This is a genomic window from Acinetobacter nematophilus, assembly GCF_026344175.1.
GTDB classification, from domain to species: domain Bacteria; phylum Pseudomonadota; class Gammaproteobacteria; order Pseudomonadales; family Moraxellaceae; genus Acinetobacter; species Acinetobacter nematophilus.
In genome coordinates this window covers 382,207-408,587 of the sequence record NZ_JAPKMY010000002.1, presented here as the reverse complement: position 1 = coordinate 408,587, position 26,381 = coordinate 382,207, and the positions used below count along the sequence as shown (strand labels likewise).

At 39.5% G+C, this 26,381-nt stretch carries 21 protein-coding genes; 5 read left to right on the top strand and 16 right to left on the bottom strand.

From position 1 onward, the window contains the following. Positions 1-19: 19 nt before the first annotated feature. The 10 genes from OSH00_RS05660 to OSH00_RS05615 form a co-directional block, all read right to left on the bottom strand. Positions 20-2,209, bottom strand: a complete 2,190-nt coding sequence (locus OSH00_RS05660; protein ID WP_266129612.1) for a TonB-dependent siderophore receptor — start codon at positions 2,207-2,209, stop codon at positions 20-22. Positions 2,210-2,470: 261 nt separating this feature from the next. Then, positions 2,471-3,451, bottom strand: coding sequence for a 3-oxoacyl-[acyl-carrier-protein] synthase III C-terminal domain-containing protein (locus OSH00_RS05655; RefSeq protein WP_266129611.1), 981 nt, complete (start codon positions 3,449-3,451; stop codon positions 2,471-2,473). A 372-nt stretch (positions 3,452-3,823) separates the two neighbouring features. Next, positions 3,824-5,041 (bottom strand): acetamidase/formamidase family protein, encoded by a 1,218-nt coding sequence (locus tag OSH00_RS05650; protein WP_266129610.1) that lies wholly within the window; start codon positions 5,039-5,041, stop codon positions 3,824-3,826. A gap of 216 nt (positions 5,042-5,257) precedes the next feature. Next, a complete protein-coding gene (locus OSH00_RS05645; protein ID WP_266129609.1) occupies positions 5,258-6,595 on the bottom strand; it encodes an MFS transporter in 1,338 nt (445 codons plus the stop codon). Positions 6,596-6,741: 146 nt separating this feature from the next. Further along, entirely contained in the window at positions 6,742-7,767 is a 1,026-nt protein-coding gene (locus tag OSH00_RS05640; protein ID WP_266129608.1) for an enoyl-CoA hydratase/isomerase family protein, read from the bottom strand. 15 nt (positions 7,768-7,782) lie between these two features. Further along, positions 7,783-8,556 carry an enoyl-CoA hydratase gene (locus OSH00_RS05635; RefSeq protein WP_266129607.1) on the bottom strand — a complete coding sequence of 258 codons (774 nt, stop codon included), beginning with the start codon at positions 8,554-8,556 and terminating at the stop codon, positions 7,783-7,785. Between the two features lie 52 nt (positions 8,557-8,608). Beyond that, on the bottom strand, positions 8,609-9,736 hold the full coding sequence (locus tag OSH00_RS05630) for an acyl-CoA dehydrogenase family protein (protein WP_266129606.1): 1,128 nt from the start codon (positions 9,734-9,736) through the stop codon (positions 8,609-8,611). 63 nt (positions 9,737-9,799) lie between these two features. Beyond that, entirely contained in the window at positions 9,800-11,461 is a 1,662-nt protein-coding gene (locus tag OSH00_RS05625; RefSeq protein WP_266129605.1) for an AMP-binding protein, read from the bottom strand. A gap of 101 nt (positions 11,462-11,562) precedes the next feature. Then, positions 11,563-12,453 carry a 3-hydroxyisobutyrate dehydrogenase gene (mmsB, locus tag OSH00_RS05620; protein ID WP_266129604.1) on the bottom strand — a complete coding sequence of 297 codons (891 nt, stop codon included), beginning with the start codon at positions 12,451-12,453 and terminating at the stop codon, positions 11,563-11,565. Positions 12,454-12,468: 15 nt separating this feature from the next. After that, positions 12,469-13,986 carry a CoA-acylating methylmalonate-semialdehyde dehydrogenase gene (locus OSH00_RS05615; RefSeq protein ID WP_196077245.1) on the bottom strand — a complete coding sequence of 506 codons (1,518 nt, stop codon included), beginning with the start codon at positions 13,984-13,986 and terminating at the stop codon, positions 12,469-12,471. A gap of 165 nt (positions 13,987-14,151) precedes the next feature. Here OSH00_RS05615 and OSH00_RS05610 point away from each other — a divergent pair, with 165 nt between their 5' ends. Next, on the top strand, positions 14,152-15,033 hold the full coding sequence (locus OSH00_RS05610) for a LysR family transcriptional regulator (protein WP_266129603.1): 882 nt from the start codon (positions 14,152-14,154) through the stop codon (positions 15,031-15,033). A gap of 77 nt (positions 15,034-15,110) precedes the next feature. Here OSH00_RS05610 and OSH00_RS05605 read toward each other — a convergent pair whose 3' ends face one another. Next, complete coding sequence (locus tag OSH00_RS05605; RefSeq protein ID WP_266129602.1) at positions 15,111-17,318, bottom strand: OsmC domain/YcaO domain-containing protein; 2,208 nt, start codon at positions 17,316-17,318, stop codon at positions 15,111-15,113. A gap of 427 nt (positions 17,319-17,745) precedes the next feature. Here OSH00_RS05605 and yddG point away from each other — a divergent pair, with 427 nt between their 5' ends. Further along, the gene (gene yddG / locus OSH00_RS05600; protein ID WP_266129601.1) at positions 17,746-18,672 is read left to right on the top strand and encodes an aromatic amino acid DMT transporter YddG; all 927 of its coding nucleotides are present in this window, start codon (positions 17,746-17,748) and stop codon (positions 18,670-18,672) included. A gap of 172 nt (positions 18,673-18,844) precedes the next feature. Here yddG and OSH00_RS05595 read toward each other — a convergent pair whose 3' ends face one another. Next, a complete protein-coding gene (locus OSH00_RS05595; RefSeq protein WP_266129600.1) occupies positions 18,845-19,900 on the bottom strand; it encodes an aromatic ring-hydroxylating oxygenase subunit alpha in 1,056 nt (351 codons plus the stop codon). Positions 19,901-20,194: 294 nt separating this feature from the next. Here OSH00_RS05595 and OSH00_RS05590 point away from each other — a divergent pair, with 294 nt between their 5' ends. Further along, complete coding sequence (locus tag OSH00_RS05590) at positions 20,195-21,121, top strand: LysR family transcriptional regulator (protein WP_266129850.1); 927 nt, start codon at positions 20,195-20,197, stop codon at positions 21,119-21,121. Positions 21,122-21,292: 171 nt separating this feature from the next. Here OSH00_RS05590 and hpxO read toward each other — a convergent pair whose 3' ends face one another. Then, positions 21,293-22,450: an FAD-dependent urate hydroxylase HpxO gene (gene hpxO, locus OSH00_RS05585; protein WP_266129599.1), complete on the bottom strand. Its 1,158-nt coding sequence runs from the start codon at positions 22,448-22,450 to the stop codon at positions 21,293-21,295. A 212-nt stretch (positions 22,451-22,662) separates the two neighbouring features. Between hpxO and alc the strand changes: the two genes are divergently transcribed. Next, complete coding sequence (alc, locus tag OSH00_RS05580) at positions 22,663-23,670, top strand: allantoicase (protein ID WP_266129598.1); 1,008 nt, start codon at positions 22,663-22,665, stop codon at positions 23,668-23,670. A 4-nt stretch (positions 23,671-23,674) separates the two neighbouring features. Next, positions 23,675-24,169, top strand: a complete 495-nt coding sequence (locus OSH00_RS05575; protein WP_266129849.1) for an ureidoglycolate lyase — start codon at positions 23,675-23,677, stop codon at positions 24,167-24,169. Between the two features lie 462 nt (positions 24,170-24,631). On the opposite strand, the gene OSH00_RS05570 is transcribed toward OSH00_RS05575, so the two are convergent. The 3 genes from OSH00_RS05570 to uraD all read right to left on the bottom strand — a co-directional run bounded on the left by OSH00_RS05570 (position 24,632) and on the right by uraD (position 26,350). Continuing rightward, a complete protein-coding gene (locus tag OSH00_RS05570) occupies positions 24,632-25,354 on the bottom strand; it encodes an outer membrane protein OmpK (protein ID WP_196077238.1) in 723 nt (240 codons plus the stop codon). 144 nt (positions 25,355-25,498) lie between these two features. Continuing rightward, on the bottom strand, positions 25,499-25,819 hold the full coding sequence (gene uraH / locus OSH00_RS05565) for a hydroxyisourate hydrolase (protein ID WP_266129597.1): 321 nt from the start codon (positions 25,817-25,819) through the stop codon (positions 25,499-25,501). A 24-nt stretch (positions 25,820-25,843) separates the two neighbouring features. After that, entirely contained in the window at positions 25,844-26,350 is a 507-nt protein-coding gene (gene uraD / locus OSH00_RS05560) for a 2-oxo-4-hydroxy-4-carboxy-5-ureidoimidazoline decarboxylase (protein ID WP_266129596.1), read from the bottom strand. Between the last annotated feature and the right edge of the window lie 31 nt (positions 26,351-26,381).

Sequence of the window (26,381 nt, the reverse complement as noted above, 5' to 3'; positions counted from 1 at the left end):
CATTCCATCATTTTTACGATTAAAAACTCACAGTCCAAGCAAGTTGTGCTGTTCGGGGTGCGCCAAGAAATAAATAGTCATCACCCAGAAAATTCCCTGCATCTCTCCAATACTGTTCATTGAACAGATTGTCGATATTGAATCGCAAGATATTGTCATAGCCATACGCACGGAAGTTATAGGCTATGCCTAGATTAAATACAGTATAACTCGGCACTTTGACTGTACCCGTTTTATTGGCATATTTACTGCTGCTGTATTGCATACCTGCCAGCAAACGTAATCCTTCTATTTGTTCCACTCGGTAAGAAAGAAAGTTTGCAAAACGAACAGATGGTACATTTTGTGTCTGATGACCTTGATATTCATTAGACTGAATGTTTTTTAAGCGAGAACGTGTCAGTGTCAAAGTGGATAGCAAATCCACATGTTGTCCTAAACGTCCTTGTAAACCCAATTCAAATCCAAGGTTATGCTGTTCACCTTCAGCAATAAAATCCCGTTGAGTATTGGTATATTGATTGTCCTGTTTTAAATCAAATACTGCTGCGCTAAGCAGCAAATCTTGCCACTGTTGTTTGACACCTAACTCATACTGAGTCGAACGTACAGGTGCTAAAGTTTGACTTGGATTGTTGGCAAACCATGGTGCTTGTCCACCATCACTTAAGCCCTTGGTATAAGAAGCATAGATGTTGGTATGTTCCCAAGGTTGATACATCAGCGTAAATTGGGGCAAGAAGCGATTAAAATTGGTATCTCGAATCCTATTTGAGTCGACATCATAGGCATCTTCATTGAGATGGATGAGTTTACCGCCCAACGAGACGGACCACTCAGGATTAAAAGCAATTAAATCGATGATGTTCAATGCAGTTTGTTGACTGTCTAATGATTTATAGTGTTTACCCAAATGCTTCTCTGTAGGGATATAATTTTGCGGATCCTCACCAATATTTCCTGTAGATTCAGCCCCTTCAACTACAGGCAGATTAATTGCATCATATTGTGTATGGCGTTTAGCGGTTTGGGTTAATTCCAAACTCAGCTGATGCTGCAAAAAACCTGTATTGAATGCCCCATTTAAACCAATTTTAAATTGGTTGGTTAAGTAACTATCAGCAGGACTGCGAAAATCATAAATGTCATAGTTGCCATTTTGATCAAAACCATTCCCTAGACCACCAGTCGTTTGACAGATACTGCTATAACACCCCCAAGGAAATGCAGAGTAATCATCGATTACCACACGACTTTGGGATGCTGTAAAATTTGCCTTCCAGTGATCATTGAACTGAAATAAATATTTTAAGCTGGCATTTACACTGTCATTGGTTACAGGTTTACTCCAGCGTTGATAAGCAAGCAAACGATCCCATTTCACATTTTGAGGCAGCATAGTCCCATCGAGTAACTGGTATCCTGCCACTGAACGTTGACGTTGTCGCTGAGATTCTAGATCAAATTCTAACTTTGAACGTTCAGAAATATTCCAATCCACTGCCAGAGAACCGAACAAGCGTTTACCATCGGCATGTTCAACGTAGGAATGAATATCTTCTGTTGCAAGATTGATGCGATAACCCAACTCTTGGAGGTCTCCAAAAAATCCACCTAAATCCGTTGCCACGCGTGAACCACCATAACGGTCTGTTTCCAATGTCACTGAACGAATCTCTTCAGGTCGTTTAGTCACATAATTAATCACACCGCCCGGTGTTGACATACCACTTTGAACGGCACTGATGCCCTTTAAAATCTCGACCTGAGCTTTGTTTTCGAGTGCAACATTCTGTTCGCCACGGATTAAGTTGCCATTCATTAAATAGCTTGATCCAAGATTCAATCCAAAACCGCGTATCATGAAATTCGAATAATAACCGATGGGTGCATATCCATCCCCCACTGAAGCATCGTTCTTAACCACATCAACCAGTGTTTTTGCATGCTGATCTGCCAAGCGATCTGCGGTGATGGTCTGTATTGAGGCAGGAATTTCAGCAATATTAATGGACTGGTTAAAACCAGGTAAATCGATTTTGGGCTGATAATAGGTTGTTTGAGCAGCATCTGTTTCAACATTGACTTTGATGGTTTTCAACTGTTGAGTATTTTCCGCATGCAGCAGTACTGGATTTAATACCAAACATGAAAATGAACCAACTGTCAGTAGGGCTTGTTGTAAATGAGAAAATGGATATGGTTTCACAGTACTTGTCTAACCCCAAGATAATTTCATGCACTAAATTTTAGCGCATGAGTATTCACAATTTTTTCTCATTGAACAAGTAGTTCATCAATTTATTTAAACTTTGTTGATGACTAAGATTAAGTACAATTGATGGTGTCTATTAAAATTGAAAGATTTGTGAGAAAAATTCAAGTTTAGAGATTTGAAAAATTTTCATACTGTTAAACCTAAACATGGTATAGCCTTAAACTCACTATGGGTTTAAATATTGACCATTATTTATATTTTCCATAGCATCAACCCTGTTTGATAACCGGCTCCTAGTGTCCAGAAAACAACTATATCCCCCTTTTTGATTAATCCCTTTTTTAATCTACTTGCATAGGCAATAAATAGGCTATTGGCGCCAGTATAACCGTACTGATCTCCAATATATTCGATTTTATCCCAAGGAATCTTTTTCTTATCCTGTAGTAGTTCAATATTGTATTTTGTAAATTGAGAAAGTAAAAAGCATGAAATATCTTCCATCTTGAGATTATTATTATTCAATAAAGTGTCGAGTGCTTCTGCCGCAAATTCTACACTTTCAATACCACTAAAAATATCCCAATGAATTTTTTCGTTATAAGTTGTATTACTGTTAGAAAAACCATGAGGCGGCAAAACAATTGTGTCTTTAAAACGACTGTCGGTTTGATATACACGGTCGATCATACCAGAGCCAGAAGTGTCATTGGTTTTTTCAAGAATCATAGCAGCAGCTGCATCACCGACAATAGTCGAAGGAATGAGCGTATCTTCACGTCCAATCTTAGTAAGATGATCAGCTGCAACAACCAATGCCCGCTGATAAGAAGTTTTAGAGTTCAATAAAACAGAAGCTTGTTCCAGTGCTAGAAACATCCCCAAACAGTTTGCATTTATATCAAAACATACACATGCCTGTTTTATATTGAGCGCTGCATGTAATAGTAGTGCATTTGTTGGCGATAGATATTCTAGAGTAGTTGAAGCAAAAATAAGAATATCGATGTTACCATCATCAATTTTATAATTTTTTAAGACTTGTTCTGATGCATTTATTGCCATAGTTAAAGCATTTTCACTTTGATCACTAATCACATATCTTTTATTGCGTCCGACTTTTTTAAGTATTTCTATTATTTTATTATTATGTTTAAACTTATCTATATAATAATTATTATCCCGTATGGTTTTTGGATGGTAAATATCTATAGCTGAAATTTTTAGACTCATTTTCTTCTCAATTTTTCATCATAATTAGGTTTTTACTAGTGTTTTTATTCTTATTTAAAAATAATTCTTTCTCAATGGCTAAATAGATCATTGCATTATTTATAATTATCAAATATTTATAAAGATTATTTTAGATTGAAATTTGATTAAACTGAAAATAAAATTAATTAATGTTATGTATTAAATTGATTCTATTAGATATTTAAAATCAACACCTCAATAATAAAGAAAAAATCTGTTTGAAAAAATTTTACAGATAAAATTAATAGTCTTCAAATAAATCACAATCTATAGTTAAATTCAATTGGAAAAATCTTTAATCTACAAATTAAAAACTTTTCCAGATACCAAACTTATATAAAGATTAAGTATTTACTCACTAAACTCTCTGAAATCAGCTTTTCGAATTTTAGCGTGGATTCCTTTGGTCTTATCGACGACTTGGGATACTTCAAAATCAGTTGCAGCACTTAAATATGCATAAGCGATTGCCTCATCAATACCATACTCTTTATTTAAGAAACGAATCGCTTCACGGGTAGACTTTTTCATCGCTTCGTCAAGATCAGCATCCAAGCCAGGTGTAATCCAGAACTCGGCATTTTCTGCTAAAGGTTGTACAATCTCTTGCCCCGGAATCTTATCCTTACCTGCTTTTAACAAAGTAAACTTTAAGGTCGCACGAGCAGAAGCCTCTAATGCAGTTAAAGCCACTTCACCATCACCCTGCGCAAAATGACTATCACCTGTGTAAAACAAAGCACCTGCAACCTGAACAGGATAGTAAGCTGTAGACCCAGCACCTAGTTCATTGATATCAATATTGCCACCATACATTGCAGGTGGGACTGAATGAACGGGTTCTGAAGTATTCGGTGCTACCCCCATGATGCCCATGAACGGGCTCAACGGGAACCGAATTGACTTACCTGATTCCGTTTTTAATACGCCTTCATATTCACCTTTGGTATTTTTTTCGATGGGGGTAAATACTGAAACATTGCCATAGCGTTCAGGATGTTCGGCTGAAGCATCTGCCTGTTGTGGTTTTTTAGGAAACTCACCAACCAAAGCGCCTTTGCCATGACGATTTGAAATGACCCCATAAGGAACACGCGGTTCAACTTTAAGCACCTCAACTTTTAAAATATCACCCGGTTGTGCATCTTGAATTGCAATTGGACCAGTCACGATGTGTGGCCCATCTTTGTGAAAATCATGCTTTAAATGAGATTTGGTAATAGTCTTTGCTTCATCTAAAATATATTCATCTTGAACACCCTTGGATTTAAAAAATTTTTCTGCATCTCGTCCTTGGTCTTCAAGCAAACCTTCATGTGAAACTGTATCGAATGTCACGGTACTCCCCGATGGAACCGAGAGAACAGGTTTAGCATCTTTATTCGGTAGATATCCCCATGTAATCGTGTTCAAGTTTGATGGAACATAATAATTACCTTTATATTCACCATCTTTCAACTGAACTGGTTTATTGGAAAGCTGTTTAAGAACATTAAAATTATCCGCTTGAGCGACTGAAGAACCAAAAGTGGCAAATATAAATAAAGACAGAACCGTGTGCTTAAACATATGACATACCCTTAATCATTGAAAAATAAAAATATTGTGCATATGAAATACAGCAAATTTCATGCCACGCTAAAAACGACAGGAATTAGAGGATTTTTATTTAAAATGCGCTGTTTATAGACATCGCAATGAACCAATAGCGGGCATTTTTAATTTTTGATAAAAAAACAGCAATATGAATAGCGTAAGCTGTCCATATTGCTGAGTTTTTAGATTTTATGAGGATTTAATTTCTTTTTGTGCAAAAGACTTCGCCTTGTTTGGAAATACATCAGGCTTTAAGAATGATGATGCAATGATGGCAATCACAGCAAAACTGACGATATAAGTGATGACCAAATGTGTGCTACCACCACCGATACTTAAAAGTTTTGTCGCAATCAAAGGGGCTAAACCGCCTCCCAGTACACCCGCAAACTGTACAGAGATTGAAATACCGCTATAACGAATTTCCGCAGGGAATTGGCGGGCAAAAAGCTGAGATTGTGGGGCATACATAATTGGAAATACAACGCCAATCGCCAATACAATCGCTGTCCAAACCAGTACGGGGTCTTTCGTATTCAACATGGCAAAGAATGGATAGCTGTAGAGTGCCAATACACATAGACCAAACCTAAACATATTGCGTTGCCCTACTTTGTCTGATAAATGTCCACACAGCGGTGTCATCACCATAATTACTCCAGCACCACAAATTGTTGCAAACAATATCTCTTGTCTTGCAATACCCAACTGTGTAGTGGTATATGCCAAGGTAAATGTTGAAGCAAGATAGAACCATGCATTTTCAGCCGCACGTGACAATATAATGGTCAGTAATTCCTTGGGATGATTTTTAAAGACTTGTAATGCAGGGACTTTAATTTCTTCTGCCTGTTGTTTCACTTTCTCAAAGTCAGGAGATTCAGGCACTTTGACGCGGATATACCAGCCTACTGCCAATAACACAATACTGGCTAAAAACGGTATTCTCCAACCCCAGCTAAATAGTGCTTCCTCAGGTAACAGTGAAACCAGTCCCAAAGCAATCGAAGCCAGCATTAAACCACCACCAGTACTGGCTTGTGGCAGGCTCCCCCAAAAACCTTTATTACCTTCTGGTGCATGCTCGACAGCCATGAGCACTGCTCCGCCCCATTCACCGCCCATTGCCATACCTTGGATAAAGCGCAAGATAATCAAGCAAATGGTTGCCCAATATCCAATCGATTCGAATGTGGGTAAAAGCCCAATCATGACGGTCGGAATACCCATCAACATCAAGGTCACCAACAACATCGATTTACGGCCAATTTTGTCACCAAAATGTCCAAATACGATCCCACCCAATGGCCGTCCAATAAAACCCACAGCGTAGGTTGCAAATGCCGCAAGAACACCTGTCAAAGGGTCCAGGTTGGGAAAGAATAACTTATTAAAAATCAGTGCTGCTGCAGCGCCATAGATAAAAAAGTCATACCATTCAATGGTCGTCCCCACCATACTTGAAATGCCTGCTAAGCGGTGTGATGACTTTTTATTATTCGGATTTGTTCCTTGTACATCCTTCATTGCTCTATTCCTTCTTAACCGTTTTTACATCCATTGAGATATATTCCATATATCCTGTATGATCCTTGGATTCACTTAGAAATTTTTTCTCATTCTCCTTTATTGATGTGCATTCACACATCGTTTTGGCATCATTAGCTTTATGGCTAACCCAATTCAGCCAATATTCTGTCTAAAACTGGATTGCTTTGTTGCCACTTTGGCTGTTTGTCTTTATCGATGATGAGGGCACGCACACCTTCTAGAATATCGCCATGCTCAAACCAGATATCCTGTAAATCACGTTCAAGTTGCATACATTGCTGTAAAGAAAGCCCTCGACCTAAATATTGCAGTCTTAAACTGGTTTGCTTGGCGATTAAGGAACGTTGCTGCAAGATATTTAAAACCTTACTTGCCCATGCTTGTTGTTGTTGATCTGACTCATTGGCAAGGCTTTGTTCAATTTCATGTACGTTTTCAAAACCAAAATGCTTACGAATATTGTCCACCCATCCACTGAGTTCACTTTCTACAGGTCGCGTGATATATTTTCCAATGATCTGATCAATATGGTCTTTGCTTAAATGATCTGTTTGGCTTAAAGCCTCTTCTAGTGCAGGAAACTGTTGACTGGGTACATGGTAATCTATCAAATCTAGATATAAGGCATCGCTGCTACTGATCTGGTCACCTGTAGTCGCCAGATATACGCCAATATCATCCAAACGTGATAAGAAATGTGTGGCTGCGACATCTGGAAAGAATCCAATTGCGGTTTCGGGCATGGCAAAACGTGATTTTTCACTACTGACAATAATATGGCATGCTTGCGCCAAACCAAAACCACCCCCCAAAACATAACCATCCAGTAACACCACAACCGTTTTCTTTGAGGCACGAATACAGTTCAACATGGCATATTCTGCTATGAAATAGCCTTTATGCCCCGCTGTGCCATTTTTAAAATGATCATAGAGATAACGAATGTCACCACCTGCACAAAAGGCTTTCGGACTGTTGGATTTAATCAATATTGCCTGAATCGTCGTATCGTGCTGCCAACTTTCAATTTGTTGGTGAATCCCTGTGATCATATCCAAGGTCAACGCATTCAGAGTCGATACACGATTTAATACAATGATGCCTAGAGCACCTTTTTGTTCAATGATTAAATGATTTTCATTGTCCATGATTTAATCCTTTTATTATTGATTTTTAAATTGCGCTTGGCGCTTTTCTACAAAGGCTTGCATACCTTCTTTTTGATCCAAAGTCGCGAAAATTGAATGAAAACTACGTCGCTCAAAACGTAAACCTTCGGCTAGACTCAGTTCAAAAGCACGGTTAATCGACTCTTTAATCATCATTGTCGCCACTAGAGATTTTTCAGCGATTTTCTCAGCAGCTTGCAAAGTTGCAGCTAAAAGTTCCTCTTTGGGGAAAATGCGTGCAACTAGACCGCTGTGTTCAGCTTCTACCGCCCCCATTTGTCGGGCAGTCAAACACATTTCCATGGCTTTGGCTTTACCAATCGCCAAAGTCAGGCGTTGTGTACCGCCTATACCAGGAATGACCCCAAGCGTGACTTCAGGTAAACCAAACTTGGCATTATCAGCACAATAGATAAAATCACACATCAATGCCAATTCACATCCTCCACCTAAAGCGTAGCCACTGACAGCGGCAATCAACGGTTTACGACGTTGCGCAATACGATCGGCAAGGTTGAAAAAATCATCAAAATAGATATTGGGAAAGTTTAATCCTGCCATTTCTTTAATATCAGCACCTGCTGCAAAGGCTTTTTCTGACCCGGCAATGACCATACAGCCAATATTTTGATCTTTTTCTAAATCGTCCAAAGCTAAATTTAATTCATCAATCAAGATGGAATTCAACGCATTTAGAGCTTTGGGACGGTTAAGGGTAATCAGACCTACACCGTTTCGCTTTTCCAATAAAACTGTTTCAAATTGCATATTTCCACTCCTCATCTTTTGCTACACGATGTTTAATGCCAATTGCCGATACTTATAAACTACGTGCAATGACCAAACGTTGGATATCACTGGTACCTTCATAAATTTGACAAATACGAGCATCACGATAAATACGCTCAATCGGAAAATCTTTTAAATAACCGTAGCCACCAAATACTTGTAGCGCGGAGGAACAAACACGCTCAGCCATTTCGGATGAAAATAGTTTTGCCATAGATGCTTCATTTAGACAGGGTTTGCCTGCTTCTTTCAAACGAGCAGCATGATGTACCAACTGTCGTGCGGCTTCGATTTCTGTTGCCATACTGGCTAAGCGGAATGCAACCGCTTGATGTTCAAAAATTGGCTTTCCAAAAGTGATGCGTTCTTTCGCGTATTGGGTTGCTTGTTCCAAAGCAGCACGTGCTAAACCTACGGCTTGGGCTGCAATACCAATCCGTCCACCTTCAAGATTAGACAAGGCGATCTTCAAGCCTTCACCTTGTTTCCCCAATATTAAGCTTTGGTGAATACGAACATCTGTCAGTGCAATTTGGCAAGTATCTGAAGCGTGTAAACCCAGTTTTTCTTCTGTACGGATGACTTCATAGCCTGGTGTTTCGCGTGGCACAATAAAGGCACTGATCCCTTTTTTACCTGCTTGAGCATCCGTTACTGCAAAGACAATGATGACACCCGCATTGTTGCCAGACGTGATGAACTGTTTAGCGCCATTGATGATCCAATGTTCACCATCTTTCACTGCACGTGTTTTCAGCGCTGCTGCATCAGACCCTGTATGCGGTTCAGTCAAAGCAAATGCACCAATCATTTGACCTTGTGCCAAAGGCAGCAAATATTTTTGTTTTTGTTCATCTGTACCGAATTTAGCGATCGGCACACAACCCACTGAATTATGTACACTCATGATGGTTGAAGTTGCACCATCTGCTGCTGCAATTTCCTCTAATGCGAGCACATAAGCCAAATTTCCAGTATCAGAGCCACCCCATTGTTCAGAAATCAACATCCCCATAAAGCCCAATTGTCCCATGTGAGACAATGCTGTTTTAGGGAACACGCTGTGTTTGTCCCATTCAGCAGCATAGGGTTTAATTTGTTCCTGAGCGAAATTTTTCGCCATATCCTGAATCAATAATTGTTCTTCAGTAAACTGCATTTTTCATTCCTTGATCTGTTACATTCCCTGCATAAGGCGAGTCTGCCTTATGCAGGATTTATCCTAACCGGCATTCTTTTCTAACTGTTGTTTAGCAATCTCTTGATTACGCAGTAAAAAACGTTGAATTTTTCCACTTGGTGTTTTTGGAAGTTCCGTGACGAACTCAACTTGCCTTGGATATGCATGTGCCGATAAACGCTTTTTAACAAATTGTCCCAGCTGCTCTGCTAAGCTCGCAGAGGCCGTTTGATGATCTGCCAAAATTACAAAAGCTTTGACGATTTCAGTTCTTTCAGTATCAGGGACCCCAATTACGGCTGCTTCAATGACGGCCTCGTGTTCAAGCAAAGCACTTTCTACATCGAAAGGACCAATTCGATAGCCTGAAGTGGTAATCACATCATCACTGCGGCCAACAAAACTCATACTGCCATCCGCATGTAATTCAGCCGTATCCCCAGTCAAATAGTAATCTTTTATAAATGGTGATTTACGGCTTTCTTGATAGCCTGTAAACCACATCATTGGGGACTGAGCAATATCCACTGCTAAAATTCCGGGGGTATCTGCGGGAAGCTCATTGCCTTGTTCATCCAACACAGCAACGCGGTATCCTGGACTCGCAAAACCCGCAGCGCCAGCACGTACCTCATGTTCCAAACCATGGTGATTACACACCACCATGCCAACCTCAGTTTGTCCATAATGATCGAAAATTGGTGCATCGAGTACTTGTTTAAACCAACGGAAAACTTCAGGATTTAAAGGCTCCCCGGCACTACTGACCACACGAAACTTACCTTTCAATTGCGCCATTTGAGCTGGATCTGCGGCCATCATCATACGATAAGCGGTTGGTGCGCCTGCCAAATTGGTAATCTTATAATCATCAATAATTTGGCATAAACTTTCTATGCTAAAACCGCCTTCATAAAATAAAGTTGCATGCCCTAAAAGCAATGGTCCTGTGATGCCATAATACAGTCCATATGCCCAACCGGGATCAGCAATGTTCCAGAAGTTATCTTCTTCACATAATCCAATGGCATCTTTCATGTAATTACCGAATGCGATTAAGGCTTTAAGTGGTACTTGTAACGGTTTTGCAGGTCCAGTCGTTCCTGATGTAAACATCAACAAAAATGGTGCTTGAATATTTTGCAGCACCAAATCACAGTGTTCAGACTGCTGTTCAAGCTCTTGCCAAAAATTTAAATCGCCCTCCATAACCCCATGACCATGCTGATCGGCAACCGTCATAATTTGCGGGCATTGGGCGACTTCATCTAATTTGCTTCGATTACCGGGATCAGTCACCACCAATTTACTTTTTGCCAATTGAAGGCGATGTTCAATAGCTTTGGGACCAAATGCAGTAAAAAGTGGCTGATAAACGGCACCAATTCTCCAAGCTCCCAGAATGACAATCAACAGTTCTGGTGTTCTTGGCAATAAGCCTGAGATACGATCACCTGTTTGAACGCCTTGTGATTTTAAAAAATTGGCAAACTGGCTTGACCATTTTTTCAATTGACTAAATGTATATTGTTGTTTACGTCCATCTTTGCCCTGCCAATACAAGGCAATTTTTTCGCTGTTGGCTTCAGCGTGTCGATCACAGCATTCATAACATGCGTTCAGTTGTTCTACTGAGCCCGATAGCAAGTCTTTTACCGCAGCGTCTAAATTAAATGATTTAGCAACATGATGATAATTCAACATATTATTTACTCCAGCCTGGATTTATTGTTATTCATGACACGAGTGAATCAAGAGGTTTCACCATCATTTGATGGTAAAACGTCATATGTATGGATTAATGATTAAGCTTCTTTGGGTAAATATTGCTGGATGATGCTCGAAAAATCGAGCTGTGCATTGCCCTGCATACAGAGTTGTTGATACAGCTGTTGGACCAAACCACCTAAAAGCAGAGGTTGCTTGACCTGTCCGGCTGCCTCGATGGCCAGCCCAAGATCTTTCAGCATCAATTGCGTAGCGAAACCATCGCTATAGCCACGCCCGGCGGGTGCATTGGCAGAAATCCCCGGCCAAGGATTGCAGATTTCAGAACTCCAACAGCGTCCACTTGAACTATTGATCACACCGGCTAAAGCTTGTGGATCAATACCGAGTTTTGCGCCAAGCGCCATGCCTTCAGCAACGGCAGCCATCGAAATACCTAAAATAAGATTATTGCAAATTTTCGCAATTTGACCTGCACCGACTTCACCACAATGCACGATATTTTTACCCATGGGTTTAAGTACAGATTGAACCCGTTCAAAGGCATTTGATTGGGTACCGACCATAAATGTCAGTGTTCCCGCTTGTGCGCCAATCGTACCACCTGAAACTGGCGCATCACATATCTGGATGCCCTGCTTTGCGCCTACGGCTGCAATGTCTTTAATGGTTTGTGGATCAATGGTACTGCTGTCAATACACAAGCTGCCTGTTTTAAGCACAGCCAACACGCCATTTTCACCCAGATAAACTTCTTTGACATGTTTTGCTGCCGGAAGCATGGTAATCACCACATCCGCCCGTTCAGCTGCCGCCTGTGGGTTGGCATATGCAATACCGCCTGCTTCAGTGAAATGAGCAATGGCAACTTCGCTCAAATCAAAGCCATGTACAGTTAAACCAGCGTTGAGGAGATTATGAGCCATCTTTCCGCCCATATTGCCTAGACCAATAAATGCAATATTCATCCTTGAGCTCCTCGATTAACGTAAGCTAATGGTGGTATTCACTTCACCTTTTTCTTGTGTATCTTCAAACCAACGGCTGGTAATGGTTTTGGTCTGCGTATAAAACTGCACGGCTTGTTTGCCATAAGGTCCTAAGTCCCCCAGTTTTGATCCTCGTGAACCCGTAAAGCTGAAGAATGGTACTGGTACAGGAATGGGAATATTGATTCCGACTTGACCGATATCAATATTGTTTTGGAAAGTACGGGCAATCGCACCACTTTGAGTGAACAAACCTACGCCATTTCCAAATGGATTTGCGTTGATCAACTCAATGGCTTGTTCAAGTGTGTCGACATGAATAATCGCGAGTACAGGTCCAAAAATCTCTTCGGTATAAATACGCATGTCGGTTGTGACGTGGTTGAAAATGGTTGCACCGACAAAGTTACCGTTTTCATAACCTGAGACTTTGACATCTCGACCATCGAGTAATAATTGTGCGCCTTGATCAACACCACTATTGATCAAGTCTACAACACGGGCTTTTGCTCGTGGTGAAATCACTGGACCTATATCTGTTTGAGGTTCATGTCCTGCATTGACTTTCAATGTCTTGGCTTTTTCGACCAATTCATCAACCCAATTTTTAGTTTCACCCACCATCACCGCAACAGAAAGCGCCATGCAGCGTTGCCCAGCAGCGCCAAAAGCAGCACCTACCAAAGCATTTAAGGTTTGTTCTTTATTGGCATCCGGCATCACCACAACATGGTTTTTTGCGCCCATCATGGATTGCACGCGTTTCGCATGTTGTCCTGCCAGATTGTAGACATGTGTTCCCACAGCCGTTGATCCGACAAATGAAATTGCTTTAATGTCTTGATGGGTACATAGGCGGTCTACCACTTCTTTCCCGCCATGAACAACATTCAATACACCGGCTGGAACGCCTGCTTGCACAGCCAGCTCAACCAACATCATGGTCGATAAAGGATCTTGTTCAGAAGGTTTAAGAACAAAGGTGTTACCGCACACGATCGCCATTGGAAACATCCATAAAGGAATCATGGCTGGAAAGTTGAATGGCGTAATACCCGCACATACACCGAGTGGTTGTTGCAAGGTATAGGTATCGACCCCACGTGCCACACCTTCGATATATTCACCCATTTGTAAAGTACCAATTGAACAGGCATGTTCAACTACTTCCAAGCCACGTTGGATGTCGCCTTCAGCATCTGCCAAAGTTTTACCTTGTTCAGCGGTCAATACACGTGCAATCTCTTTCATGTTGGTTCGGATTAAATCCTGCAACTTCAACATAATGCGCATACGGGCTTGAATCGGAGTTAAACGCCAAGTTTTAAAAGCTTCCTGTGCAGCTGCAACTGCAGCATCCACTTCAGCTAAAGTCGCCATAGGTACACGACCCAGAACTTCTTGTGTTGCAGGATTTAAAATATCTTGCCACTCTGTGGTATTGGATTCGGTAAATTTTCCATTAATCAATAATTTAGCCGTCGTCGAATGAATATTGGACATCGTGTTCATAACCTCTCCATAGGCACTATTTTTTGTTGTTACTTTCTTAGAAAATAGCCAAAAGCAGTATTTTCATCAGCTCTGTTTCAATTCAAACTAACAAAGAAAATATAGATGACCAATAGAAATTAACGCACAATGAATGTGCAAATATGCACAAGGATGTCAGAAATAATGAAAGTTGATTGGGATCACTTGCAGTTTTTTTTGGTGCTCGCACGGGCAAAAACGCTCACCAATACTGCACGCATCATCGGGGTTGAACACAGCACAGTATCTCGACGAATACAGGCTTTAGAACTTGCTTTAGGTACTCCTTTATTTAGAAGAGAAGCGACAGGCTATGAACTGACAATGGAGGGCTTAGCGCTTGTACCGCGTGTTGAACAAATGGAACAGGCCTTCTTGCAGATTGAAAAACCAAACTTACCCTTACAGGGACATGTGCGAATTGGCACACCTGAGGGTTTTGGTACAGCATTTTTAGCTCAGCTATTGGCAGAATTATCCAGACAATATCCTCTCCTCACCATTGATCTCATCCCCGTGCCTAAAATGATCAAACTTTCGCATCGTGAAGCAGATATTGTTATTTCGATTGATCGTCCTAAATCCGGTCCTTACATTATTACTCGCTTAACAGACTATTGTCTTAAAATTTATGGCAGTAAAAGTTATTTGGAAAGTACACAACCTATTAAAAAACTTGAAGATTTAAAAAATCATAAATTTGTAAATTACATTGATGACTTAATTTACAGTCCTGAACTGTATTGTTTAGAACGCTTGCCTTTACAACTGAATGCTAATTTTCGAAGCAGCAGTATTTTAGCCCAACAAATTGCTGTCAGTGCTGGTGCTGGATTGGCCATTTTGCCCAAATTTTTAGCTGATAATAAACCCGAACTTGAACAGGTTTTAGAAGAAGATGTACGTTTTATTCATACCTTCTGGATGCTGACTTTGGTAGATTTACAGCACGAGCCCCGTATTAAATTGGTCTGGGATTTTTTAAGAGCGCAGGCAGACAAATATCAGAATTTATTAATGGATTGATCATTACGCAGAACAGCGTTTTAGTGAAAAGTGTATCACCAGCAAATTATTTGGTGGTGATACTGTTCAGACACCAATTATTGGTTTGCTAGACCCACCGCTTTAGCACGTGCTTTATGCAATTTTTGATAACTGTCGATCAAACGTAAATGACGGTCTAAACCTTCTAGCTTCATGCTGGTTTCTGTTAAACCATAAAAACGAATGCTTCCCTCCAAAGAACCAATCACGGCATCCATACGCTCATCACCAAACATGCGACGGAAATTCACTTCATAGTCATCGAGATCCATCTCGTCATCCAGTTCAACTTCGAGCATGACATTCATACACTGATAGAACAGACCGCGTTCAACGGTATTGGTGTTGTATTGAAGGAACTGTTCCACCAAATCTTTGGCTTCTTCAAACTGCTGTAAAGCAAGATAAATCAACAGTTTTAATTCAAGAATAGTGAGTTGTCCCCACACCGTATTGTCATCGAACTCAATACCGATCAATGTCACGATATCGGTATAGTCATCGACCTCAACTTCTTCAAGACGCTCAACCAAAGCTTCCAGCTGTTCATCATCCAAACGGTGGAGGTTTAAAATATCTTCACGGAACAACAAGGCTTTATTGGTATTGTCCCAAATTAAGTCTTCAACCAAATAAATTTCAGAATAATCTGGCACAATAATACGACAAGCCGTTGCACCTAAATGCTCATAGACCGCCATGTAAACTTCTTTGCCCATTTCTTCAAGAATGCCCATCATGGTTGCAACTTCATCCGCATTGGCATGTTCGCCCGTGCTGCTAAAATCCCACTCGACAAACTCATGGTCAGCTTGAGCACTAAAGAAACGCCAAGACACCACACCACTTGAATCAATAAAATGTTCAACAAAGTTGTTCGGTTCAGTCACGGCATTAGTGCTAAAGGTTGGTTTAGGCAAATCATTTAAACCTTCAAAACTGCGACCCTGTAATAACTCGGTCAAGCTACGCTCCAATGCGACTTCAAGCTTTGGATGCGCACCAAATGACGCAAATACCCCGCCTGTACGTGGGTTCATTAAAGTCACACACATCACTGGAAACTCACCGCCCAATGATGCGTCTTTGACTAAGACTGGAAAACCTTGTTCCTCCAAGCCTTTGATCCCTTCAACAATACGAGGATATTTTGCTAAAACATCTTCGGGTACATCAGGAAGAGTAATCTCGCCTTCCAGAATTTCTCGTTTAACAGCACGTTCAAAAATCTCAGATAAACACTGAACTTGCGCTTCAGCCAAGGTATTACCCGCACTCATACCATTACTTAAATACAAGTTTTCAATCAAATTAGACGGGAAATAAACAATTTGCTGATCAGACTGACGTACAAAAGGTAACGAACAAATTCCCCGTGCCGTATTGCCTGAATTGGTATCGTATAGATGTGTGCCCAATAATTCGTTGTCTGGATTATAAATGTCTAACGTATATTCATCCAAAATTTCTTTAGGCAATTCGCCATTTGGACCAGGTTGGAACCATTTTTCATCAGGGTAATGTACAAACTCCGCATTGGCGATGTCTTCACCCCAAAACTGATCATTATAAAAGAAATTACAGTTCAAGCGTTCAATAAATTCACCCAAAGCAGATGCCAAAGCACTTTCTTTGGTTGTTCCTTTACCATTGGTAAAACACATGGGTGACTGTGCATCTCGAATATGCAATGACCAAACATTAGGAACAATATTTCGCCAAGATGCAATCTCAATTTTCATGCCCAGGTCTGCCAGAATCCCTGACATGTTGGCAATGGTTTCTTCAAGTGGTAAATCTTTACCCGCAATATAAGTGCTGCTGTCTTGCGCTAAATTTGGCATCAGCAATGCTTGTGCATCAGCATCGATACTCTCGACTTCTTCAATAACAAATTCAGGACCTGTTTGAATGACTTTTTTAACCGTACAACGGTCAATCGAACGCAGAATCCCTTGACGGTCTTTGTCTGAGATATCGGCTGGTAATTCAACTTGAATTTTAAAAATCTGTTTATAACGATTCTCAGGATCAACAATGTTGTTCTGAGACAGACGAATATTATCGGTCGGGATATTGCGTGCAGCACAATAGACTTTAACAAAATACGCTGCACATAGCGCAGATGATGCCAGAAAATAATCAAAAGGACCCGGTGCAGAACCATCACCCTTGTAGCGAATTGGCTGATCAGCAATAACGGTAAAATCATCGAACTTCGCTTCTTGTCGAAGATTATCGAGATAATTAACCTTGATTTCCATGTGGGCACCTAAAGATTCTTATGTGTGAGCATGGACACATAAATTTAAATATTGAAAATAAGCCAAATGACGAAGAGAAATTGACTTAAAAAGAAACTAATACCAACGGATATCAGTAAGAATGGGCGCTATTATAGAATTATTTTATTAAATTGATAATGTTTGTCTGGTTTTAATTGAAAATCTATTCAAAATAACACTAAATCAAAACCAGAACAGTTTAAAATATAATATGAGCTACACAAATTATTGATTGAATTTTTCCTTAAATAAGAAAGTAAAGCTTTCTTTTTTCCCTAAATTTTTTTTGTAATTTACATCTGAAAAGCAAGTCATACTGTGCTTTTTCATCACCTGTTTACGTTATAATTACTTACATTATTTTACCTTCCATAAAATTCTGTTTCTACAGAGTTTGAAGCTCGCTATGTCAAAAAATCTCGCTACGCTGATTGGTTTCAGTGCTATTTTGCAATGGTCATCCATCGTGGGTTTACTGAAAAAAATCAGTTTTAGTATGGGCGCAGATTTAGCAGTATTACTCATGTATAGCTTAAGTACATGTATTTTATTGGTCTTCTTTAAAATTCCAGATTTAAAACTTATTTCAAAAAAATATTTAATCTTCTCTACTTTACTGTTTGTGATTTATGAGCTGTGTTTTTCTTATGCAATTGCCTTGGCACAAACAGCTCAACAAGCGATTGAAGTCAGTTTGGTGAATTATCTCTGGCCCAGCTTAACGGTCGCCATGTTGATTGTATTTAAAGAAATCAAATTTAATATTTTTGTTGTGGTCGGCTTTGCCATTAGTTTAAGTGGCATTGTCATGATTCAAGCAGGACAAGGCGCTTTAAATTGGGCAAATATTCTCTCTAATATTCAAGCCAATCCGATCAGTTATATTCTTGCTTTTCTTGGCGCATCGCTATGGTCGTTATATTGTGTTATTACCAAAAAATACAGTGATGGTCATAATCCGATTTCATTCTTTTTCGTTGCGATCAGTTGTGTACTATGGGCAAAGTATTTATGGTCACATGAATTCAGTTTTAATTTAATCTCTCATCTTGAACTGTCTACCTTTGGACTTTTAACGATGGTGTCTGTGGTTATGGCATTGGGTTATGCCGCATGGAATATTGGGATTATCAAAGGCAATATTACCATATTGGTGACCTTGTCTTATTTTAGTCCAGTCATTTCGACTGTGATATCCATGACGATTTTACAAACTCGGTTGCCTGCAGAATTCTGGTATGGGGTGATTTTAGTGACTTCAGGTTCATTGGTATGTTGGGTTTCAACCAACTGGCAACAACTTAAAGATAAATTACTTGCAGCGCTCAATTAATTTTTTGGTTTTTTTGATATTTACTCATTGATCAAAACAAATGATGTTGAGAGTTGATGCTTCTACTGGGAAAAGCTTAAAAGGACAAACACTTAGGCTGAATATTTAAAACAGGATGATTAAAAGTATATAAAGCATGAAAAAAGCACCCGAAGGTGCAAAGCACAAAACATTAAACAATATAACGCTTGCTTAACCCCCACTCGGCGAGAATCCGACGATACATGGTAGATGAACGGTCTGCTTCAAAATGTGCCTCCATTGAAATATCCAATGGGAGTTCTTCGGGTTTCTGACTTTCTACCATGTCCTGATCTTCCGCAAAAATCTGGGCATTAAAATCATAAACTGCCTGTAAATCTCCTGTTGTATCGAAATTACGTGTGAGTGGTACAAATAAACGGGTTTTGTTAGAAGCAATAGGACAACAGGCATTTAAAATTTTTAAGACACCTTGTCGTGGAAATTCAACCTTTAACACGGCTGAAAATGGTGGATAAATATCAAAAATACGTTTCCATAGAAAGCCCTCTGGTGCTAAATGCTGTAAACCATGCGGGTAATTGCTGACACTACTGATATATTCAGTATGCAAGCCAAAAGAGGTTCGTTCAGTCGTGTATTTAGGTACGATCGGATTTTCAGCATCTGCAAAAGATTGGTGATGCACCCAAGCAAAATGTGCAACATCAATAAAACCTTCGAGCTGACGACCACTAGACCCTGCAATATCAACAAACGGAGGCAGTATTGACTGATGTTGTGGATCCTCCCAAGTATCCAGAACTGGAAAGTTTGCCTGCTCTTCATCACGGCTAAATAGGCTTGTCCAGACCAAGCCATATTTCAAAACCACAGGGAATTTGGTCAAGCTGAAGCGTTCGGAAATTCTGCTCAGTTCTGGTTGTGCCGGAATCTTGGTACATTGACCTTTGGTGTTGTAATGCAAACCATGATAAGGACAAATAATTTCCTCACCCTCTACCCAGCCCTTGGTTAAAGGGACGCCACGATGTGGACAAATATCTCGAACCAACTGAATTGCACCACTTTGTGTCTGGTAGAGTGCCATTTTTATATCCAGTAGTTGTACTTGTTGAGGTTGTATTGTGACATCTTGAATACGTGCCACTGGATACCAGTGTTGAGCAAGTATCTCCCAGTCTTTAGCTTCAAAAGTACTAGATTGCGGTTGGCTAAATAGTTGAAGAACTGGAATGGCATTCATACTAAACTCACAAAATTTATATTTAAATTTATTACCTTACACCATGATTCTGTACCAAATTTCAGTTTTGGCTTCAGGGCTTGTTTTTAAGTTACGGATTTAGTGGGATTCTGTCTATTAGAGTGTTTGATATCGATCATTCTAAAAATTAGAACACCATTCAAAAGCATTATTTAGTTCTAACGCTCAAGATTGGCATAAAAATCGCTTAGTTTTTTACTGATCTGCTTATTTGCTTAGTTTATTCAATGAGCAATATGTCTTTCGTATTACCATGGACAGCGCTATATGCCAATGAATATGACCTTTTCACGATTTTCAGATTATTTTATCGCTGTCGCAAAAACAGGGAGTTTAAGAAAGGCTGCTGATCAGCTGTATATTTCGGTTTCAGCCATACACCGCCAGATTGCTTTAGCAGAAGAAGAATTTGGAATTGACCTATTTGAACGTTTACCCAATGGCTTAAAGCTTACCCTTGCAGGAGAATTACTCTATGCAGATTTGATCAAATGGCAGAAAGAATTCCAACTTACCCGTAATCGTTTTGATGAAATCCAGGGGCTTTCACGCGGAACCATCAACTGCGGATTGATAGCAGCCATGAGTGACGGCTTTGTTCTCGATTCTATTCAATATATGTATGACAACTATCCTTGGATCAATTTTAACTTTCATATCCAGGACAGTGAAAAAGTTTCAGATATGATTATGGATGCTGAAATTGATTTTGGTATTTTATTAAATCCTAAAGGACATCATCAACTCGAGGTTTTAGCATTTGTAGAAATCCCCATCGGATTCGTCTTACCAAAAGCTCATCCTCTGACTAAAACTGAAAAAATCCATTTGTCAGATACCTTAAATGATCAACATCTAATTCCAAGCGCACCATTAATTATTCAAGATTATGTACAAACACTGTATAAACATTATCAAATTGCACCACAACATCAGCTTGAATGTAATGACATTAGAATGATTATGTCATTAATTCATAAGAATTTAGGCATTGGTGTACTGTCTTTTATCGATGCTTATCCGCATTTGGAACAAGATGAGCTGTGCTTTAAACCCATTCGTGAAAAAGGTTTATATCCCTTAACATTGGCATTATGTGTTGCACCAAAGCGACAACTTTCTCGTGTCTCACAAGTGATGATTAAACATTTGATTGAACAAATAGAGCTATTTAAGCTTAAATTGATCACTTATCAATAATCGGTTCAAATCATTCATCGCCATACATTTTTAAAGATATATCTCACGCATAAATATATCTTGTGGCATATTGAAGTCGACATCCTTGTCGGCACTCAATAAGATAAACCCGGATAACAACTAAGCTTCGGCAGTCTGAATCAATTTTGGATTAAGCCTATAAACCGCATATTAATCCAAAGGATTGCCGACGATATTGCTAATAATCCCTCGCATGATATGCGGACCTTGTTCTCGGCGTAAGTCTGCATACCATTCTCTGGTCACTGCCTCGTCTTTCATATGTGTCACATCACAGCGTTTACGGGCGCGCAATACCAATTCATTGGCACGTTCATTACGTTTATTTTGATAACGCTTCAACGCATCTTCCAGTCCCAATGTGTTGATTTGCAGCGCTCTTGCCAAATAGATTGCATCTTCCATGGCTTGACACCCCCCTTGACCAATATCAGGCGTAGTACTGTGTGCAGCATCACCCAAAATCACCACACGCCCTTTGTAAAATTGAGTAAATGGTTCAATATCATGAATTTCTACACGATTGGTAGTTTCTACATCTATGGCCTCAATTAAATTTTGTACAGGTGAGCACCAATTCTTAAAATATTGCTTGAACAATGCTTTATATTGGCTTTTGTTGTTGTCCAAGCCCAAAGGCAATGGCACATCAAAGAAAAAGTAAAAGCGATTTTCAGCAATCGGCATCAGCGAAACGCGTTTTCCATCGCCGACAAATGTTGTCCATTGGTCTGCTTGTGCCAACTGATCAGAAATCTCAACCAAGCCATTCCAATTCACATAGCCCGCATAGCGACGTTCAACCTGCTCACCAAGAACATACTGACGTGTCAGTGAATGCGTACCATCTGCACCAATCACTAATGCGGTGGTAATTTCGGTTCCATCCGCAAAGTTAACCTGAACCTGTTGATCTATTTGTTTTAATGCGACCATTTTTTTACCGAGGTGGATATTGTCTCGACCAAATTCATCCATCAGCATATTTTGCAAATCTGCACGAGATACGGGATAAGGACGTTGTCCCACCTCTTCAATTAAAGGCAACAAGCTAAATTGCGTCATCTTGTCGCCAGTTAAGCCATCGAAATAAGCCAAATGATCCATTTGACCACCAAGTTGGGCAATCTGCTCCGTTAAGCCCAAGTAATTCAAGCATTTTACTCCATTTGACCACAATGAAATTGCAGCTCCTACAGCTCTGATCTGCTGAGTTTGTTCATAGATGGTGACCGAATGACCGAATTTTTTTAGTGCAATACCTGCGGTTAATCCCCCCATACCTGCACCAATAATTGTAATCTCCATCTATTTCTCCTGTGATTTTTTCTAGCACCTCATGTCTAAAATGCTAAAAACGTGCCATTTAGATAAAAATCCATTCATTTTTAGAGAAGAGTTGGCATAGGCTGTGCATGATAAGCCGTATAAGATATTGTTTTTATAAGTGCTTATATAATATTTGTCACTGATAACAACGCTTAGATTAATGTGAATCGTAATATGAATGGTAAATAAATATGGCAACTTTACTTGCACCAGATTTTGAACTTCCTGCACATTTACAGCGATATACAAATTTGGCAGATCCCCGAATTGGAGCAAAAATACTTGAATGTTCAGATGATTTTTTTGCTGAAGCATCACGAATGTTACAATTCAATTCACCTATTTTTGTCGAAGATAAATTTGATGAGAATGGCAAATGGATGGATGGATGGGAGACACGCCGTAAGCGCCATTCGGGCTATGATTGGGCAATTATTGAATTGGCGGTTGCAGGTAAAATCAGTGCATTTGATATAGATACGACTTTTTTTACCGGTAACTACCCTGCATCCGCTGCCATAGAAGCATGTTATGCACCAAATGCGAACTTCAATGATGCACTATGGCAACCCATATTAGCCAATTCTATACTCGGACCAAGTCAACATCATATTTTCAATGTGAAAAGTGAACATGTTTTTACCCATGTTCGATTAAACATTTTCCCCGATGGCGGCATTGCACGTTTTAGAGTTTATGGTGAAGTGAATATTCCTATACAGGACCAAACACAGACTTTAGATTTATTGGCATTGGAAAATGGTGGGCGGGTGATTGCTTATAGTGATGCACATTTTGGACACCCTCGTAACTTGATCAATCCGGGACGCGGAATCAATATGGGCGATGGCTGGGAAACGAAACGCCGTCGAACACCTGGATTTGATTGGTGTATTTTAGCACTCGGCAAAAATGGCTTGATTGAAAAAATTGAAATCGATACAGCACATTTTAAAGGCAATTACCCTGCTCAAGTCTCCATTCAAGCCACTTATATTGAAAATGCGACAGATCCGCAATTAATTCCACAGAGTATGTTTTGGCCTTATTTATTAAATCCTCAAGACATGCAAATGGATCATATCCATCTATACATCCACGAAATTTTAAAGCAAGATAAAATTTCCCATATCCGGGTCAACATGATTCCAGATGGTGGGATTAGCCGGATTCGCCTATGGGGAAAAATCAGTGACTGATCTGATGAAATATATCCAAATTCAGCCACTGAGCAAAGATGCCTTTGCACCTTTTGGTGATGTGGTTACATGTGAAGGCAATGATTTCTTTGCGATCAACTGTGCGCAGACTGAACGTTATCATGCCTTAGCTTTTGCACAGGTCAATACAGGACAAGTCGGCTTCAGTATTTTTCGGAATATTCAAAAAACAACGGTACCTTGTACAATCAAAATGCTTGAACGTCATCCTCAAGGTTCACAAGCTTTTATTCCCATGCATGGTCAATCTTTTTTAATCGTGGTTGCGGCACAACTTGACCAAAACACACCTGATCTTGAGCATATTTATGCATTTATCAGTAATGGAAAACAAGCCATTAACTACCACACCGGGACCTGGCATCATCCTTTATTGACGCTTGAAGCACCGAGTGATTTTGCTGTGGTCGATCGTATTGGAGAGGGTCATAACTGTGATGTTTTTCCATTCAAGGAAAATATTGTGTTAACTTTTTAGTCATTGGCTTATTCCTAACCGATTGGGTTGATTAATAAGCCAATACTAGATAAATTCATACGCCTCAAACGCTATAAAACCATCATTTGATTAACCTCAGCTCGATATGAAAATCTTGGTCAAACATGATACTCGTAAATGTCATCGGCAACTGTTTGAGGCAGGACTATTAGGATCAGATAGTGTTACTTCGCCTGATTAAATATGTTGTGGGTGGCTGACGAGTTTTGCAGTGAGCTACGATTTCGCAGCGCAAGATGATTGCCCTTACGGCGCATCCCTCCTCATCCCGAAAGAAAAGTAGGGCTAGCGGCTGATCCTGAAATTGGGTAAAAACTCAGCAAGACTCCGCAGAGTTTTTTTTCAATAGGTTAAAAATGTGGTTGCTTCGAGCTCACGTAAATTATCATAAAGATCAATATTCTCCATTCATTTTCTCAGGCGTACAATGCATTTAAGTCATTAAAAATGATACTTAATCAATGCACTGACATTATTTTCATCTTTGCCTGAAATACCGTATTTATTATTCCATACAGAATATTCAACCCCTAAATACAATTTAGTATTGGGTGAAATATGTTTACCTGCATTCCATTTCCATTGTGTCGTCCAGTTCAGCTCACTGGCATGATCATCTTCAGCCGTTGACCAATCCAGAAACCCATCAATCAAAAAATCTTCTGAAGCAATGGTAAACGGTACACCAAAGACAAAAGTCAATTGATAGTCATCATCTGTATTTTTATAATTGTCTGCCTTGTAAAAGTTTAATTGGGCATATTGAAAATATGGAATTGCCAAATCCACACCGATCCCATATAAATAATTATTAAATCCCTCTCCACCTTCCCAAGTTGTTGCAATTAAGACATCTTTAATTGGACCAGCTTCTAACTTTCGACCTGAAATCGCCCCTAAGCTCAAGCGTGGTGAAACCTCAAAATAGGTCTGGTTACCTGAAACATCGTTATTGGTACGATCAGCAAATGCAAAAAAATCACCATATTTCAACTTTGCCGTGTACTCAAAAGTTATCGTAGACTGGTCATCTTCTCGAGCAATCAGTTCATAGTTTTTACCGTATAGCCCTGTAATACTGAAATCTTGCCAGATTGGAGCAGCTTGCGTACCCAAAGCAGTACATAACAGTGTTGTAAACGCAGTAAACTGTGTCAATTTCATTTTATAAATTCCCCACAAGAAACAAAGAAAAGCGCCGCAATAGATAAGCAAAAACAAAGCCAAGATTTTTATATTCGGTAAAAAATAGATAAAAAAAGCCCAAATAAATGAGCTTTAAGTGTTTGATAAAATTTGTTTTATCATTCAACTTCCTCGATAGGTAGAGTACGCAAAAGGACTGATTAATAAAGGAATATGATAATGCTGATTAATATCATTCACTGAAAAATAAATCACAACTTTAGGAAAAAAGGTATCTAAATCAAAACGATTAAAATATTCAGCAGTATAAAACACTAGACTGTATTGCCCAGATTGAATATTAGCTAAATTGAAATCTGCAACACGTCCATCATTGTTGGTTTTCGACTCGCCAATCAGTTGTCCCTGTGCATCAAATAATTGGATTACGACATCTGTTGCAGGTTTTCCCAAATGGGTATCTAAAATATGGCTGCTAATCATTGGGTTTCCTCTATGTCCTAAACTCTATTGTCCATTCACTGCCTGAGTTAAACGTAAAAGTGCAATTTCACTTAACTGTTGTTTAACAATGCGTTGTTCTGTTTCAGCATCATTCAACAATCGATAGTTTAATGCCTGTAAGATTTCAGTGTGATCCAAGCCTAAAGCACGAATCAAAAACAGAAATCCAAATTTTTTTTCATAGGCCAAATTGCCTTTTAATAAAGCATCATCTATTTCACTGCTCCGTTTGATTGCAGATTGTTCACGATTGGAAAATTCACGCTCCTGTTCAGTGAGACTCGCTTGAGCCTTTTTTTCACCGATTCGAGGATGATTGTTTAAAGCTGTTAAAATCTCATCCCAAGTCCATGTTGATGCTTGTTTTTTTGCATAATTCAAAAGATCATCTAAACTTATAAATGGACGATCAGAGGAAATTTCATCTGTCCAACGTGGAATCTGTACACAATGCATGAGAAGTTGTTGAGCTTGTTGTGCAGAAATTTGATTAAATTCATTTAAATTCACAAATTATACCTATCCTTCAAAATGGCTATAG